The sequence below is a fragment of the Virgisporangium aurantiacum genome, from assembly GCF_016863635.1.
Lineage (GTDB): Bacteria > Actinomycetota > Actinomycetes > Mycobacteriales > Micromonosporaceae > Virgisporangium > Virgisporangium aurantiacum.
Window position 1 is genome coordinate 25160 of sequence record NZ_BOPG01000065.1, and the last position, 15529, is coordinate 40688.

General features: G+C 71.8%; 17 protein-coding genes. 16 read left to right on the plus strand and 1 reads right to left on the minus strand.

Going from position 1 to position 15529, the window contains the following annotated elements:
• Positions 1 to 10 precede the first annotated feature (10 nt).
• Positions 11 to 1207, plus strand: a complete 1197-nt coding sequence (hemW, locus tag Vau01_RS44140; RefSeq protein WP_204006187.1) for a radical SAM family heme chaperone HemW — start codon at positions 11 to 13, stop codon at positions 1205 to 1207.
• Here hemW and Vau01_RS44145 read toward each other — a convergent pair whose 3' ends face one another.
• A complete protein-coding gene (locus Vau01_RS44145) occupies positions 1208 to 2131 on the minus strand; it encodes a DUF4870 domain-containing protein (RefSeq protein WP_239152333.1) in 924 nt (307 codons plus the stop codon).
• Between the two features lie 207 nt (positions 2132 to 2338).
• Here Vau01_RS44145 and hrcA point away from each other — a divergent pair, with 207 nt between their 5' ends.
• From hrcA to Vau01_RS44220, 15 genes are all read left to right on the plus strand, one after another.
• Positions 2339 to 3358, plus strand: a complete 1020-nt coding sequence (gene hrcA / locus Vau01_RS44150) for a heat-inducible transcriptional repressor HrcA (protein ID WP_204006189.1) — start codon at positions 2339 to 2341, stop codon at positions 3356 to 3358.
• Positions 3359 to 3406: 48 nt separating this feature from the next.
• Complete coding sequence (dnaJ, locus tag Vau01_RS44155) at positions 3407 to 4525, plus strand: molecular chaperone DnaJ (protein ID WP_204006383.1); 1119 nt, start codon at positions 3407 to 3409, stop codon at positions 4523 to 4525.
• 23 nt (positions 4526 to 4548) lie between these two features.
• On the plus strand, positions 4549 to 6183 hold the full coding sequence (locus Vau01_RS44160) for a cation:proton antiporter (protein WP_204006191.1): 1635 nt from the start codon (positions 4549 to 4551) through the stop codon (positions 6181 to 6183).
• Positions 6184 to 6187: 4 nt separating this feature from the next.
• Positions 6188 to 6907, plus strand: coding sequence for a 16S rRNA (uracil(1498)-N(3))-methyltransferase (locus tag Vau01_RS44165; protein WP_204006193.1), 720 nt, complete (start codon positions 6188 to 6190; stop codon positions 6905 to 6907).
• Positions 6908 to 6924: 17 nt separating this feature from the next.
• Positions 6925 to 7275: a histidine triad nucleotide-binding protein gene (locus Vau01_RS44170; RefSeq protein ID WP_204006195.1), complete on the plus strand. Its 351-nt coding sequence runs from the start codon at positions 6925 to 6927 to the stop codon at positions 7273 to 7275.
• 10 nt (positions 7276 to 7285) lie between these two features.
• Complete coding sequence (locus Vau01_RS44175) at positions 7286 to 8635, plus strand: serine hydrolase domain-containing protein (RefSeq protein ID WP_239152334.1); 1350 nt, start codon at positions 7286 to 7288, stop codon at positions 8633 to 8635.
• Positions 8636 to 8680: 45 nt separating this feature from the next.
• Complete coding sequence (locus tag Vau01_RS44180) at positions 8681 to 9112, plus strand: hypothetical protein (RefSeq protein WP_204006198.1); 432 nt, start codon at positions 8681 to 8683, stop codon at positions 9110 to 9112.
• Positions 9109 to 9720, plus strand: a complete 612-nt coding sequence (locus Vau01_RS44185; protein WP_204006199.1) for a lipoprotein — start codon at positions 9109 to 9111, stop codon at positions 9718 to 9720. Before Vau01_RS44180 ends, Vau01_RS44185 begins: the two co-directional genes overlap by 4 nt.
• An 88-nt stretch (positions 9721 to 9808) precedes the next feature.
• Positions 9809 to 10885: a PhoH family protein gene (locus tag Vau01_RS44190; RefSeq protein ID WP_204006200.1), complete on the plus strand. Its 1077-nt coding sequence runs from the start codon at positions 9809 to 9811 to the stop codon at positions 10883 to 10885.
• Between the two features lie 48 nt (positions 10886 to 10933).
• Positions 10934 to 11410, plus strand: a complete 477-nt coding sequence (gene ybeY / locus Vau01_RS44195; RefSeq protein WP_204006201.1) for an rRNA maturation RNase YbeY — start codon at positions 10934 to 10936, stop codon at positions 11408 to 11410.
• A gap of 9 nt (positions 11411 to 11419) precedes the next feature.
• Positions 11420 to 12733, plus strand: a complete 1314-nt coding sequence (locus Vau01_RS44200; RefSeq protein WP_204006202.1) for a hemolysin family protein — start codon at positions 11420 to 11422, stop codon at positions 12731 to 12733.
• Entirely contained in the window at positions 12726 to 13067 is a 342-nt protein-coding gene (locus tag Vau01_RS44205) for a cytidine deaminase-like protein (RefSeq protein WP_204006203.1), read from the plus strand. Before Vau01_RS44200 ends, Vau01_RS44205 begins: the two co-directional genes overlap by 8 nt.
• Positions 13067 to 13945, plus strand: a complete 879-nt coding sequence (gene era / locus Vau01_RS44210; protein WP_204006204.1) for a GTPase Era — start codon at positions 13067 to 13069, stop codon at positions 13943 to 13945. Before Vau01_RS44205 ends, era begins: the two co-directional genes overlap by 1 nt.
• A 10-nt stretch (positions 13946 to 13955) precedes the next feature.
• Complete coding sequence (gene recO, locus Vau01_RS44215) at positions 13956 to 14708, plus strand: DNA repair protein RecO (protein ID WP_204006206.1); 753 nt, start codon at positions 13956 to 13958, stop codon at positions 14706 to 14708.
• A 16-nt stretch (positions 14709 to 14724) separates the two neighbouring features.
• On the plus strand, positions 14725 to 15513 hold the full coding sequence (locus tag Vau01_RS44220) for an isoprenyl transferase (RefSeq protein ID WP_204006208.1): 789 nt from the start codon (positions 14725 to 14727) through the stop codon (positions 15511 to 15513).
• Positions 15514 to 15529 lie beyond the last annotated feature (16 nt).

Sequence of the window (15529 nt, forward strand, 5' to 3'; positions counted from 1 at the left end):
CGTGGGCGGCATGCCCGGCGCGCTACCCATGGGGGACCCGGTGCCGGAGTCAGGTCCGGTCGCGGGAGGCCCCACAAAAGGACCATTCGGCGTCTACGCGCACGTGCCGTTCTGCGCCAGCCGCTGCGGCTACTGCGACTTCAACACCTACACGCCCGACGAGGGCGTCGTCCGGGACGGCTACGTCGACACGATGCTCGCCGAGCTCGCCAAGGCGGCCGAGCTCGTCACGCCGAAAAGCGTCGACACGGTGTTCGTCGGCGGCGGCACGCCCACGCTGCTCCCGCCCGGCGAACTCGGCCGGCTCCTCGACGGCATCGACAAGGTGTGGGGCCTCGCCGCAGACGCGGAGATCACCACCGAGGCCAACCCGGAATCGGTCACGCCCGACTCGTTGAGAGCGCTGCGCGCCGCCGGGTTCACCCGGATCTCGCTGGGCATGCAGTCGGCCGCTCCGCACGTCCTCAAGGTTCTCGACCGCCGGCACACCGCGGGCCGCGCGGCCGCCGTCGCGGGCGAGGCCCGCGCGGCGGGTTTCGGCCACGTCAACCTCGACCTGATCTATGGGACGCCGGGGGAGCGGCCCGAGGATTTTCAAGCGTCGTTGGACGCGGTGGTGGCCGCCGGTGTCGACCACGTGAGCGCCTACGCGCTGATCGTCGAGGACGGCACCCGGCTGGCGGCCCGGATCCGCCGCGGCGACCTGCCCCGGCCCGACGACGACGTGGCCGCCGACCGGTACCTGGCGGCCGAGGCGGCCCTCACCGCGGCCGGCTTCCACTGGTACGAGGTGTCGAACTGGGCCCGCGACGACGACGCCCGCTGCCGGCACAACCTGCTCTACTGGCACGGCGCCGACTGGTGGGGGCTCGGGCCGGGCGCGCACAGCCACGTCGGCGGCACGCGGTGGTGGAACGTCAAGCATCCGGCGGCCTATGCGAAGGCCCTGGAAGGCGGCGACTGGCCGGCGGCGGGCCGCGAGGTGCTCGGCGCGGAGGAGACGACCACCGAGGAGATCATGCTGCGGCTCCGGCTGGCCGACGGCCTCCCGCTGGAGCGGCTCACGCCCGCCGCGCACCGGGCCGCGCGCACGCTCGTCACCGATGGGCTTTTGTCCGGTGACGCGTTCGCGGCCGGAACCGCCGTTCTCACGCTGCACGGCCGCCTCCTCGCGGACGCGGCCGTGCGAACGCTCCTGTTGGCCTGACTACTTGATCATCGGGATGGCCATCGGGTACTGGTAGTACTCGCCGTTGGTGGCCTTGATGCCGCCGATGATGCCGAAGATCAACGGCACCAGGAACACCAGCATCGGCACGAAGAACAGCACGCCGCAGGTGACGATCGCCAGGATGATGCTGGCCACGTAGGCGCCGGCCCAGGTGATGTGGAAGTTCAGCGCCGTGACGGCGTGCGCCCGGACCACCGGCGACTGGGTGCCCTTGGCCATGTAGGCGATCAGCGGCCCGACCCAGCCGAGGGCACCGCCGCCGAGGAAGACGCCGGCCACGCCGCCCCAGTGCGCGATCAGCGCGTAGGTCTTGTCGTCGTTGGTGGGGTAGCCCTGCGGCGGGGGTCCGTACCCGCCCGGCTGCGGACCGTAGCCGGGCTGGACGCCGTACCCGCCCGGTTGGCCGCCGTATGCGGCCCCGTACGCCGGACCGGGCTGCTGGTTGTAGGCCTGCTCCGACGGGTACGTGTGGCCGGCGCCGCTGGCCTGCCCCGGGTACCCGGCGCCGCTGCTCGGCGGCGCGTAGCCCGCGCCGCTGCTGGGCGGTGCGTAGCCCGCGCCGCTGCTGGGCGGTGCGTAGCCGGCGCCGCTGCTCGGCGGTGGCGCATATCCGGCGCCGCTGCTCGGCTGGGCGTATCCGCCGGACTCGGGCGGGGCGTAGCCGGAGTCGCCGCCGGACGTCGCCGGCGTGGTGTAGCCGCCGCCGCTGCTGGGCGCCGGTGGTGTGTAGTCGCTCCCGCCCGGCATGCTGTACCCACCGCCCGCGCCGCTGCTCGGAGCCGGCGTCGTCGGCGGGCTGTAGCCCGAGCCGGGGGTCTCGCCCGGCACGGTGTAGGGGGAGCTGCTGGGCGCGGCCGGATCCTGGCCCGGATCTCCGCCTGGGCGAGGTGGTTCAGTCATGCCGCCACGGTAGGACTGCCGCACCAGCCCGCGCCACCGACACACGGCCGATGCCGCCCTGAGTTATCCCTGGTGATCGCGGAGTAAGGGCACGGGGCATCGCGCTTGCGGGCGGTGCGTCGTAGACTGGCACTCGTTGACAACGAGTGCCAGCCGGCCCGCGAAGCGGCCGGCTGTCGGCGGTTACCCCTCGGAACGGAGGTGCTCATGTCCTTAGACGAACGCAAGCTCGAAGTACTGCGCGCGATCGTCCAGGACTACGTCGCCACCCAGGAGCCGGTCGGCAGCAAGGCGCTCGTCGAGCGGCACCACCTCGGGGTCTCCCCGGCCACTGTGCGTAACGACATGGCTGCGCTGGAGGACGAGGGCTACATCCATCAGCCCCACACCAGCGCCGGCCGGGTGCCCACCAACCGGGGCTACCGGCTGTTCGTCGACAAGTTGTCCCGGGTCAAGCCGCTGTCGCCGGCCGAGCGGCGGGCGATCGAGCAGTTCCTGGTCGGCGCCGTCGATCTCGACGACGTGGTGCACCGGTCGGTGCGGCTGCTCGCCCAGCTCACCCGCCAGGTGGCGGTGGTGCAGTACCCGAGCCTGAGCCGGTCGAGCGTGCGGCACCTGGAGCTGGTGCCGGTGTCCACCACCCGCATCATCCTGGTGATGATCGCCGACACCGGCCGGGTCGAGCAGCGGCTGGTCGAGCTGCCCGGTCCCACCCCGGCCGACGACGTCACCGAACTGCGCCGTCTGATCAACGACAAACTCGGCGGCCGCCGGTTGATCGACACGCCGCCGCTGGTCGAGGCGCTGTCCGACGAGGTGCCGCAGAACCTGCGCCCGGCGATGGCCGTGCTGTCGTCGGTGCTGCTGGAGACGCTGGTCGAGCGCACCGAGGAGCGGGTGGCGCTGGCCGGCACGTCGAACCTCGCCCGCGGCACGATGTACGACTTCCAGGGAACGCTGCGCCCGATTCTGGAGGCGCTGGAGGAACAGGTCATCCTGTTGAAGTTGTTCGGTGAGATGGAGCCGAGCACGCGCGTCCTCATCGGCGACGAGAACGAGATCGAAGACCTGCGCAGTACGTCGGTCGTCAGTACCGGTTACGGCCCGGGCGTTACCGTCGTCGGAGGGATGGGTGTACTCGGCCCGACCCGGATGGACTACCCGGGCACGATCGCCACGGTGCGAGCGGTCGCCCGTTACGTGGGCGACCTGCTGGCCCAGGGCTGAGTTAGAGGTAGACGAACAGGGATGAGCGGACCGAGCGATAGGGCGGGCGTGGCGAAGGACTACTACGGGATCCTCGGTGTGAACAAGGACGCCGGTCCCGACGACATCAAGCGGGCCTACCGCAGGCTCGCCCGCGAGCTGCATCCTGACGTGAACCCCGACCCGGTGGCGCAGGAGCGGTTCAAGGAGATCAACGCGGCCTACGAGGTCCTCTCCGACCCGCGCAAGCGGGAGATGTTCGACCTCGGCGGCGACCCGATGCAGGGCGCCGGTGCGGGCGGCGCCGCCGGCAGCCCGTTCGTCGACTTCCAGAACATCATGGACGCGTTCTTCGGCACGTCGCAGGCCCGCGGCCCGCGTCCGCGTACCCGTCCGGGTGCCGACGCGATCCTGCGGCTCGAGCTCGACCTCGACGAAACGGCGTTCGGCGTCGAGGCGCCGATCACCGTCGACACCGCCGTGCTGTGCACCACCTGCGGCGGCGCCGGCACGGCCGCCGGCACCCACCCGGCCACCTGCGACATCTGCGGCGGCCGCGGCGAGGTCCAGGCGGTGCAGCGCACGTTCCTCGGCCAGGTGATCTCGGCCCGCCCGTGCGCCGCCTGCCAGGGCTTCGGCACCGTGATCCCGCACCCGTGCGCCACCTGCGGCGGCGACGGCCGGGTGCGCACCCGGCGCAGCCTCACCGTCAAGATCCCGGCCGGTGTCGAAGACGGCATGCGCATCCGCCTCGCCCAGCAGGGTGAGGTCGGCCCCGGCGGCGGCCCGGCCGGCGACCTGTACGTCGAGATCGCCGAGCGCCCGCACGACGTCTTCTCCCGCAAGGGCGACGACCTGCACTGCCGCGTCACCGTGCCGATGACCGCCGCGGCGCTCGGCACCCGCCTCACGATCAAGACCTTGGACGGCGAGGAGGCCGTCGAGGTGCGGTCGGGCACCCAGCCCGGTGCCACGCTGCGCATCCGCGAACGCGGCGTCCAGCACCTGCGCGGCGCCGGCCGGGGCGACCTGTTCGTGCACCTCGACGTCCGCACCCCCACCAAGCTCACCGCCGACGAGGAGCGGATCCTGCGCGAGTTCGCGCGCGCCCGCGGTGAGGAGGTCGCCGAGCTCAGCAAGCACGGCGGGTTTTTCAGCCGGGTGAGAGACGCGTTCAACGGCCACTGATCAGGGAGTTCTAAGATCGGTCAGTGAGTGGGCTGCTGCTTGTCCTCGCGCTGGGCGCGATCGCCGTCATGGCGTTCGGGCACCGGATCGGGCTCCAACCGGGTCTCGCGATCCTGGTCGCCGCCGCCGGGGTGTCGTTCATCCCGGGCCTGCCCCGCTGGGAGCTGGAGCCGGAGCTGATCCTCGGCGTCGTGGTGCCGCCGCTGCTCTACGCCGCGGCGCTGGAGTTCTCGTTCTTCAGCTTCATGCGCAACCTGCGGTCGATCATCGGGCTGGGGGTCGGCCTCGTCGTCGCGACGGCGTTCCTCGCCGGGCACGCGGCGGCGTGGGTGCTGCCCGGGCTGGGCGTCAGCGTGGCCCTGGTGCTCGGCGCGATCGTCGGGCCACCCGACACGGTCACGATCGCCTCGCACGGACGTGAGCTGGGGCTGACCCGCCGGGTCAACGCGCTGCTCACCGGCGAGAGCCTGGTCAACGACGCCGCGGCGCTCACGATGTTCTCGGTGTTCGTCGCCGGGGTCGCGGGCACGGAGACGTTCATCGACGGGCCGGTGCAGCTGTTCCTGTACTCGGTGGTGGTCGGCGTACTGATCGGGATGGTGCTGGGCTTCGCGGCCACCTTCGTCCGGCCGCGGTTGCACGAGCCGACGCTGGAGACGGCGATCGGGCTGGTGCTGCCGTTCGCCGCGTTCTTCGTCGCCGAGCACGTGCACGCGTCCGGGGTGCTGGCGGTGGTGATGGCCGGGTTCTCGGTCAGCATGAACTCGGTGTACTCCGACGGCGGCTTCGAGGGTCACCGCCAGGAGGACCTCGACGACGAGCGCTACCGGAAGCGGCTCGAGCGCCGGCACCGGATCGCCCGGCGCCTGGACTACCGCACCCGGCTCACCGAGGGCGCCATCTGGCCGGTGGTGAACACCCTGCTGGAGGCGTTCGTGTTCGCCTACACCGGCCTGCAACTGCGGTTCGTGATCGAGGAGCTGGTCGACTCCGACGAGCCGCTCGGCCGCACGCTGCTGGCGGGAACCGTGATCCTGCTCGTGGTCATCGGCATCCGCGTCGCGTACATCATGTTCCTGTTCCGGCCGTCGCCGCGGCGCGAGGCCCGGCGGGCCCGCTCCCGCGAGCTGCGCCGCAAGCGCCGGGTCGAGCGCCTGATGAGGGCCGGACAGCTGCGCCGGGCCGAGCAGGCCGACCAGGTCGAGAGCCGGCCGAACCGGCCGCTGGGCTGGTCGGAGGCGTTCCTGCTGAGCTGGGCCGGCATGCGGGGGATCGTGACGCTCGGCGCCGCCGGCGGTATCCCGTTCGCGCTCGACGACGGCACCCCGTTCCCGCACCGGTCCACGATCCAGTTCCTGGCGTACTTCGTGGTGATCGGCACGCTCGTGGTGCAGGGCCCGACGCTGCCGCTGTTCGCGCGCTGGCTGCGGATCGACACCACCGAGGAGGACGCGATCGCCGGGAGCGAGCTCGCGGCCGCGCGGGCGCTGGCCGACGAGAAGGCGCCCGGCGGCTACGACGCCCAGCGCGACGCGGTCACCATGGCCGTCGTCAACCGCGTCTTCGACGACGAGGCCGCCCGGCTGGTCCTCGCCGACGTCGACCAGCAGGAGGCGGCGGCCGTCTCCCGGGCGCGAAGCACCAAGCCGGCAGAATGAGCCGGTGAGTCCACCGCTGTTCCTCGTCGACGACCTGCCGAGCGGCGACGTCGTGCGCCTCGACGGCCCCGAGGGCCACCACGCAGCCGTCGTGCAACGGCTGCGCGTCGGCGAACGCATCATGGTCGGCGACGGCCGCGGAACGCGGGCGTCGGCGGTGGTCACCGCCGTGAAGAAGAGCATTTTGGACGCCGAGATCGTGGCCCGGTCGTACCTCGGCGCGGCCCAGCCGGCCCTCACGGTGGTGCAGGGCATCGCCAAGGGCGACCGCGCCGAGCTCGCCGTGGCGACGATGACCGAGGTGGGCGTCGACCGCATCGTCCCCTGGCAGGCGGCGCGCAGCGTCGCCCGGTGGAAGGACGACCGTCCCCTCGCCAGGTGGCGCTCGACGGCGCGCGAGGCGGCCAAGCAGTCCCGCCGCGCCTGGCTGCCCGACGTGGCCGAACCGGCGCGAACAGCCGACGCCGCGCGGGCGCTGGCCGCCGCCGCGGCGGCCCTGGTGCTGCACGAGGAGGCCGACCGGCCACTGTCCACCGTGGACCTTCCCGACCACGGCGAGATCGCCGTGGTGGTCGGCCCGGAGGGCGGCATCGACGGGGCGGAACTGGAGGCGTTCGTGGCCGCGGGCGCGGTGCCGGTGCGCATGGGGCCGGCGGTGCTGCGCACGTCGACGGCCGGCGCGGCGGCGCTCGCGGCCCTGTCGGTGCGCCTGGGCCGCTGGTGATCCGTACTATCGCAGAGGTGTCCGAAGACTGCCTGTTCTGCCGCATCAGCGCCGGCGAGATCCCGGCGACCGTCGTCCACGAGACCGGCACCGTCCTCGCGTTCCGCGACATCGCGCCGCAGGCGCCGGTGCACGTGGTGGTGATCCCGCGGGCGCATCACGCCGACGTGATCACCCTCGCCGAGGCCGACCCGGGCCTCGCGAGCGAGGTGCTGGCCGCGGCGGGCGCGGTGGCGAAGGCGGAGGGTCTCACCGGGACCGGGTTCCGGGTCGTCTTCAACACCGGCGCCCATGCCGGGCAGACGGTGTTCCACGTGCACGCGCACGTTCTGGGCGGCGGCCCGCTCGGAGCGCTCGCGTCCCGATGAAGGCGGGCGAGTGAAGGCCTACGAGCGGCACGTCCGGCTGGCCCAGCGGAAGGGCCGGATCCCGGCGGTGTCGGTGGCCGTGCACCGCGCCGACCGTCCACTGTGGTCTTTCCAGGTCGGGAGCGACGCCGACGCCCGGTTCCGGATCGGCTCGATCACCAAGACCTTCACGGCCGTGCTGGTGCTGCAGTGCCGCGACGACGGCCTGCTCGACCTCGACGACCCCATCGGCCGGCATCTCGACGTGCCGGCGCACGGCGACATCACCGTCGCCCGGCTGCTGTCGCACACCGGTGGCCTGCAACGCGAACCGTACGGCGACATGTGGGACACCTTGCGCGCCCCGAGCGACGCGGAACTGCTCGCCACCCTCGACCGCGCCGAGCGGGTGCTCCCCGGCGGCCGGCAGACGCACTACTCGAACCTCGCGTACGCGCTGCTCGGCCAGGTGGTCGCGCGGCTGCGTGGCGTGCCGTGGGCGGCGGCGCTCGCCACCCGGATCCTCGAACCGATGGGCCTGTCGGCGACGACGGTCGAACCCACGTCACGGGCCGTGCCGGGTTACCTCGTCGACGCGTACTCCGACCACGCGCGGCGCGAACCCGTGCTGGAGTGCCGCGCGCTCGCGCCCGCCGCCCAGCTCTGGAGCACGGCCACCGACATGGCCAGGTGGGCCGGTTTCCTCGCCGATCCGTCCACAGTGGACCCCGCCGGCGCGGTGCTCGCGGCGTCGACCGTCGACGAGATGCGCTGGCCCCGCACCGTCGCCGAGGAGGCCCGCTGGTACGCGGCGTTCGGGCTCGGCCTCAACGTCGTCCCGCAGGCCGGTGACGACCGGATCCTCCACGTCGGGCACGGCGGCGCGATGCCCGGCTTCCTCGCCGCCGCCTACGGCCGGCGCGGCGGCGAGGGCGTGCCGCCCGGCCTCGGCGTGGCCACGCTCGGATCGTCGGGCACCGGCGTGGAGGTGCTGCAGCTCGCGCACACGTTGCTACGCGCCGTGGTCGCCGAGGACCCCGCCGACATCGAGCCCTGGACGCCGGGCGAACCCGCGCCCAGCGCGCTGCGCTCGGTGCTCGGCCGCTGGTGGGGCGAGGGCTTCGAGTACGTCTTCTTCTGGCGCGACGGCCGGCTGCACGCCCGCGACGTCGACGATCCCCCCGCGCGGCCGCCGGCGGTGTTCGCCGCGGTCGAGGACCGGCCCGACGTGCTGCGCACCGAGTCCGGTCGGGAGGCCGGCGAGCTGCTCCGGCTCACCCGCGACGGGTCGGGTGCGGTGGTGCGGATGCACTGGGCGACGTACCGGTTCACCCGCGGTCAGGAGTCCTTCGACGGGACGGTCGCCAGCGAGCCCGGCTGACACGCCGCCGTGTATGGTGCTCCTTCCGCCGGGAAGGAAATTCACATGCGTAAATTGATATTGACCGCGATTTTCGCGTCCGCCGTCCTGTTCGGCGCCGGTTGCGACGGATCGTCCGGAGGGAACGACTCGGCGCCGCCGGCCGCCTCCTCGACCGGCACGGCCGACAACACCAAGCAGGTGTGCACCGACGCCAAGGCCCTCGGCGAGGAGTACAAGAAGAAGATCGCCGAGATCCTCGCCCGCGCGGTGCAGAAGACCGACGAGGCCGAGATGGAGAAGGTCCTCAACGAGGTCGTGCCGCTGTCGAAGGAGTACAAGACCAAGTTCGAGAACCTGGGGAAGACCGCGAACAACCAGCAGCTCAAGGACGCGCTCACCGTCCTCGCCAAGGACATGGACAACGCGACGGCGGACACCGCCGGCGAAGCGGCCGGCGCCGCCGAGGAGACGCTCACCGGGATCTGCGGGGCATGAGACGTCTTCTTCTTCCGGTCCTCACTCTCCTGGCGTTGGCAGCGTGCGGGTCCGACCCCGACCCCACGGTCGCGCCCCCCGCCGGGTCCCCGGCGGCGTCGGTGACGGCGACAGCGTCGGCGCCCGACGTGCCCACCGAGAACTGGAACGACCCGCAGCCCGCCGACGCCGCCGGCACCAGCTACCCCGCCTGCGCGGTGCCGGCGATCTTCGACCTGGCCGACAAGTGGACCGCCAGGGCCGTGCCCGCCGACGCCGCCAAGCTCCTCGGCCCGCACACCCTGGCCTGCGAGATCGACGGCAAGGCCGCCGGGGTGATCGGGTTCATCCGGGTGTTCCGGGCGACCGGTACGGATATCCGGGCGGCCCTGCTCGCCCAGGTCGGCGACAAGGCCGCCGGCCTGCGGACGCGCGAGTTCACCGCGGCGCCCGGCCCCGGCCGGGAGGTGGCGTTCGGGCCGGCCGACAAGCCCGAACGCGCGTTCGCCGTCGCCACCGGGACGGAGACGGTGATCGTCCACTGGTCCGGCCTCGACGCCGACGAGCACACGGCCGGGCTGCCCGCGTACCTGCTCGCACAGGCCTCGTTCGCCAAACGCGGAGGATAAGGGCGGGACCGGTCGCGCGGGGGCGGATACCATGGGGCGAGTCACCGAGACTTGAGAACCAGGAGTACCAGGCCCCAGTTGGCCGCCCATGACCGAGACGCAGCCCCCCGCGAACCCCGGCGTTCCAGCGGCACACGTGCAGACCAGGATCACCGTCGACGACCCGCACGTGATGGTCAGGCTGCTCGGCGCGCGCGACGAACTGCTCAAGCTCGTCGAGAGCTCGATCGCCAGCGACGTCCACGTCCGCGGCAACCAGATCACGATCACCGGCCAGCCGGCCGACAACGCGCTGGCCGAGCGCATCTTCTCCGAACTGCTCGAACTCATCCAGAAGGGCGAGACACTGACCGCTGACGCCGTGCGGCGCACCGTCGGCATGCTCGAGGAAGGCACCACCGAGCGGCCCGCCGAGGTACTCACGCTCAACATCCTGTCCCGGCGCGGGCGCACCATCCGCCCCAAGACGCTCGGCCAGAAGAAGTACGTCGACGCGATCGACCAGCACACCATCGTGTTCGGCATCGGCCCCGCCGGCACCGGCAAGACGTACCTGGCCATGGCCAAGGCTGTGCAGTCGCTGCAGGCCAAGCAGGTGAACCGCATCATCCTCACGCGGCCCGCGGTCGAGGCCGGCGAGCGCCTGGGCTTCCTGCCCGGCACGCTCTACGACAAGATCGACCCCTACCTGCGTCCCCTGTACGACGCCCTCCACGACATGATCGACCCCGAGTCGATCCCCAAGCTGATCGCCGCCGGCACGATCGAGGTGGCGCCGCTGGCCTACATGCGTGGGCGCACGCTTAACGACGCGTTCATCATTCTCGACGAGGCGCAGAACACCACGCCCGAACAGATGAAGATGTTCCTCACGCGGCTCGGGTTCGGGTCGAAGATCGTTGTCACCGGTGACGTCACCCAGGTCGACCTGCCCGGTGGTACGCGCAGCGGCCTGCGGGTGGTGCGAGACATTCTCGACGGGCTGGCAGACGTCCACTTCTCGATGTTGGGGAGCGCCGATGTCGTGCGGCACCGGCTGGTGAGCAATATCGTCGACGCGTACGACCGGTGGGACGCGGCTCAGGAGAGCCAGGAACAGCAGGGCCAGCAGGGCGTCCACGCGATTCCCGGCCGGCAGGCCCACGGCCGCGGCCGCCGCCGCTAAGCCGGCACAGCAGCGTATAAAAGAGACATAACCCACAAAGAGGAACCCGTGTCGATCGAGATCGCCAACGAGAGCGGTGTCGAGGTTGACTCCGACGCCATCCAGTCGGTCGCCCGTCACGCCCTGGACGAGATGGGGGTCAACCCGCTCGCGGAGCTGTCGATCCTGCTGGTCGAGGCCGAGTACATGGCGGAGCTGAACCACCGCTGGATGGACGGTGACGGCCCCACCGACGTGCTCGCGTTCCCGATGGACGAGAGCAGCGTCGACCACGGGCCCGGTGAGTCCAACGGTGGTGAGCCGGCGCTGCTCGGTGACATCGTGCTCTGCCCGGAGGTGGCCGCGAAGCAAGCGGCGCAGGCCGGGCACAGCACGGGCGACGAGTTGGCGCTGCTCACGGTCCACGGCACGCTGCACCTGCTCGGCTACGACCACGCCGAGCCCGACGAGGAGCGCGAGATGTTCGGGTTGCAGGCCCGCCTGCTCGACAGTTGGCGAACGTCCCGATCCGGCCCGGCGAAGTAGGTCCTGATCATGGCGACGACGACCCTGCTCACCACGGCGGCCGGGTTGGTGGTGCTCGCCGGGCTGTTCGCCAGTACCGAGGCGGCGCTGGCCGCCGTCTCCCCGGCGCGGGCGGGGGAGCTCGCCCGGGAGGGCGTCCGGGGCGCGAAGGCGCTCCAGGCCGTCGCCGTCGACGCGCCGCGGCACATCAACCTGCTCCTGCTGCTGCGGCTGGCGTGCGAACTGGTCGCGACCACGCTGGTGGCGCTGGTGACGATGGGCCAGTACGGGGCCACGTGGAGTGCGGCGCTGATCACCGCCGGGTCGATGACGGTGGTGAGCTTCGTCGTGGTCGGTGTCGGTCCGCGGACGCTGGGCCGTCAGCACGCGTACACGGTGGGACGCGCGGTGGCCCCGCTGGTGCGGTGGCTCGGCCGGGCCCTCGGGCCGCTGGCGTCCCTGCTCATTCTGGTCGGTAATGCGGTGACGCCCGGCAAGGGCTACCGCCAGGGCCCGTTCGCGACGACGGTGGAGCTGCGCGAGCTGGTGGAGCTGGCCGAGCAGCGGGGCGTGGTCGAGCACGGCGAACGCGAGATGATCAACTCGGTGTTCGCGCTGGGCGACACGATCGCCCGCGAGGTGATGGTGCCGCGCACCGAGATGGTGTGGATCGAGGCCACGAAGACGCTGCGGCAGGGGCTGGTGCTGGCGTTGCGTAGCGGCTTCTCCCGGATACCGGTGATCGGCGAGAACGTCGACGACGTCCTCGGGATCGTCTACCTGAAAGACCTGGTGCGCCGCACGAGCGACGACGATCCGGAGGCGGGGCTCGAGCCGGTGGGCGGCATCATGCGGCCGGCGACGTTCGTGCCGGAGTCCAAGCCGATCGACGACCTGCTGCGGGAGATGCAGGCCGGCCGCACGCACATGGCGGTCGTGGTCGACGAGTACGGCGGCACGGCGGGGCTGGTCACCATCGAAGACATCGTGGAGGAGATCGTCGGCGAGATCGCCGATGAGTACGATGTCGCGGAGCGTCCTCCGGTGGAGCGGCTCGACGACGGTGCGGTGCGGGTCACGGCCCGGCTCCCGGTCGAGGATCTCGGCGAGCTGTTCGGCGTCGAACTCGACGACGGCGAGGTGGAGACCGTCGGCGGCCTGCTCGCCCAGGCGCTCGGCCGGGTGCCCATTCCGGGTGCCACGGCGGAGATCCGCGGCCTGCGCCTGGTGGCGGAGGGCACCACCGGCCGGCGTAACCGCATCGACACGGTGCTGGTGCAGCGGGTCGACGCCGAAGACCGGGAGTACGACGACGTCCAGGAGAGGCAACCCGCCGATGCTTGAGCAGTTGTCCGCGGAGGACGCGAAGCTGGTGACGCTCGCCCGGTCGGCCCGGGCGCGGATCAACGCGATCGAGGGCGCGGCGGTGCGTGACGGCGACGGCCGCACCTACGCCGCGGCCGGGGTGGCACTGCCGTCGATGACGCTGTCGGCGTTGCAGGTGGCGGTGGCGAGCGCGGTGTCGGCGGGTGCGGCGCGGCTGGAGGCGGCGGCGGTGGTCACCGAGGCGTCCACTGTGGACGACCCGGGGCTGGCCGCGGTCCGCGACCTCGCGGCCACCGCGCCGGTGCACCTGGCCGCGCCCGACGGTGCCCTGGTCGGCACAATCATCAACTAATGGACTACAAAGCTGGATTCGCCTGCTTCGTCGGGCGACCGAACGCCGGCAAGTCGACGCTGCTGAACGCGCTCGTCGGGCAGAAGATCGCGATCACCTCCAACCGCCCGCAGACCACCCGGCACGTGATCCGGGGCGTGGTGCACCAGCCCGACGCGCAGGTGATCCTCGTCGACACGCCGGGGCTGCACCGGCCGCGCACGCTGCTCGGCGAGCGGCTGGGCGACCTGGTGCGCCAGACGTGGAGCGAGGTCGACGTGATCGGCCTGTGCATGCCCGCCGACGAGGACGTGGGCCGGGGCGACCGGTTCATCGCCGCCGAGGTCGGCGAGCTGAAGGCGACCGTGATCGCCGTCGTCACCAAGGCCGACCTCGTGCCCCGGGAGAAGCTGGCCGCGCGGCTGCTCGCCGTGCAGGAGCTGCACCCGTTCGCCGACATCGTGCCGGTGAGCGCCGTGAGCGGGGAGAACCTCGACCGGCTCATCGAGGTGCTGACCAGCCACCTCCCCGCGTCACCTCAGCTTTATCCCGACGGCATGATCACCGACGAACCGGAACAGGTGCTGATCGCGGAGATGGTGCGGGAGGCGGCGCTGGAGGGCGTCCGCGACGAGCTGCCGCACTCGATCGCCGTGGTGGTCGAGGAGCTGATCCGGGAGGGCAATCTCACGAAGGTCTACGCCGACGTGTACGTGGAGCGGTCGAGCCAGAAGGCGATCGTGATCGGCCACCGCGGCGAGCGGCTCAAGGGCGTCGGCACCAAGGCGCGGGGCGAGATCGAGGAGCTGCTCGGTACGAAGGTCTACCTCGATCTGCACGTCCGGGTGGCGAAAGACTGGCAACGTGACCCTCGTCAGCTGCGCAAGCTCGGTTTCTAGACTGACGTTCGTGCCCCACTTCCAGCGCAAGCTCTACCGCGACGACGCCGTCGTCCTGCGGGTGCAGAAGCTGGGCGAGTCCGACCGGATCATCACGATGCTCACCCGGCGGCACGGCCGGGTGCGCGCCGTCGCCAAGGGCGTGCGTCGGACGCTGTCGCGGTTCGGCGCCCGGTTGGAGCCGTTCGGGCACATCGACGTTCAGTTGGCCGAGGGGCGCACCCTCCACACGGTCAACCAGGTGGAGGGCATCGACCTGCTGGGCCGGGCCTTCCTCGAGGACTATCCGCGGTACACCGCGGCGAGCGCGATCGCCGAGACGGCCGAGCGGCTGTCGCCGGAGGAGCACGAGCCGTCGTTGACGCTGTTCCAGTTGACGCTGGGCGCGTTGCGGTCGCTGGGTGCCGGTGAGAAGCCGGCGCCGCTGGTGCTCGACGCGTACCTGTTGCGGGCGATGTCGTACGCTGGGTGGGCGCCGGCGCTTCGGGAGTGTGCCGTCTGCGCATCGCCAGGACCGCACCGTGCCTTCTCGGTGCCCGCAGGCGGTAGTGTCTGCCCGGACTGCCGGCCACCCGGCGCCGCGAACCCAGCCCCCTCGACGCTCGTGCTCATGTCCGCCCTCATCGAGGGCGACTGGGTCGGTGCCGAAGCCAGCCCGGTTGCGGTGCAGCGGGAGGCGAGCGGCCTGGTGGCGGCGCACCTGCAATGGCACCTGGAACGCGCGCTACGCTCGCTGCCGCTGGTCGATCGATCCGGCACATGAGGGAGAGAGAAGAGCAGTGAAGTACCGCGACCCGACGCCGCACCCCTCGGGAGTGAAGCCCCCGGCCATTCCGGCCGAGGCGGTGCCACGGCACGTCGCGGTGATCATGGACGGCAACGGGCGCTGGGCGAAGTCCCGTGGCCTGCCCCGCACCGCCGGCCACACCGCCGGCGAGCACGCGCTGTTCGAGATCGTCGAGGGCGCGCTTGAGCTCGGCGTCCAGTGGGTGTCGGCGTACGCGTTCTCCACCGAGAACTGGACGCGGTCGCCCGAGGAGGTCCGCTTCCTCATGGGCTTCAGCCGCGACACGATCCACCGGCGGCGTGACGAACTGCACGAGCGCGGGGTGCGGGTGCGGTGGGCCGGCCGGCGTCCCCGGTTGTGGCGCAGCGTCATCTCCGAGTTGCAGGAGGCGGAGAACGTCACCCGTGACAACAAGCGGATGACGCTCACCATGTGCGTCAACTACGGCGGGCGCGCCGAGCTGGCCGACGCCGCCGCGCGGATGGCCGCCGACGCCGCGGCCGGCAAGCTGAACCCCAACCGCGTCTCCGAGGCGACGCTGGCGAAGTACATGTACGTCCCCGACATGCCAGATGTCGACCTGGTGCTCCGGTCGTCGGGCGAGCAGCGGCTGTCGAACTTCCTCATCTGGCAGGCCGCGTACGCCGAGTTCATCTCGCTCGACACCATGTGGCCCGACTTCGACCGCCGCCACCTCTGGTACGCCTGCGAGCTGTTCGCCAAGCGCGACCGCCGCTTCGGCGGCGCCCTGCCCAACCCGGTGGCCCCGGAGATCCACTAACCGATCTTGGACTCCA

What these genes read in the sequence shown, in the direction of transcription:
- Vau01_RS44145 (WP_239152333.1), bottom strand. Translation starts at nt 2,131, where the DNA reads ATGACTGAACCACCTCGCCCAGGCGGAGATCCGGGCCAGGATCCGGCC.
- era (WP_204006204.1), top strand. Translation starts at nt 13,067, where the DNA reads ATGGACTACAAAGCTGGATTCGCCTGCTTCGTCGGGCGACCGAACGCC.
- Vau01_RS44200 (WP_204006202.1), top strand. Translation starts at nt 11,420, where the DNA reads ATGGCGACGACGACCCTGCTCACCACGGCGGCCGGGTTGGTGGTGCTC.
- hemW (WP_204006187.1), top strand. Translation starts at nt 11, where the DNA reads ATGCCCGGCGCGCTACCCATGGGGGACCCGGTGCCGGAGTCAGGTCCG.
- Vau01_RS44190 (WP_204006200.1), top strand. Translation starts at nt 9,809, where the DNA reads ATGACCGAGACGCAGCCCCCCGCGAACCCCGGCGTTCCAGCGGCACAC.
- Vau01_RS44205 (WP_204006203.1), top strand. Translation starts at nt 12,726, where the DNA reads ATGCTTGAGCAGTTGTCCGCGGAGGACGCGAAGCTGGTGACGCTCGCC.
- hrcA (WP_204006189.1), top strand. Translation starts at nt 2,339, where the DNA reads ATGTCCTTAGACGAACGCAAGCTCGAAGTACTGCGCGCGATCGTCCAG.
- Vau01_RS44185 (WP_204006199.1), top strand. Translation starts at nt 9,109, where the DNA reads ATGAGACGTCTTCTTCTTCCGGTCCTCACTCTCCTGGCGTTGGCAGCG.
- Vau01_RS44180 (WP_204006198.1), top strand. Translation starts at nt 8,681, where the DNA reads ATGCGTAAATTGATATTGACCGCGATTTTCGCGTCCGCCGTCCTGTTC.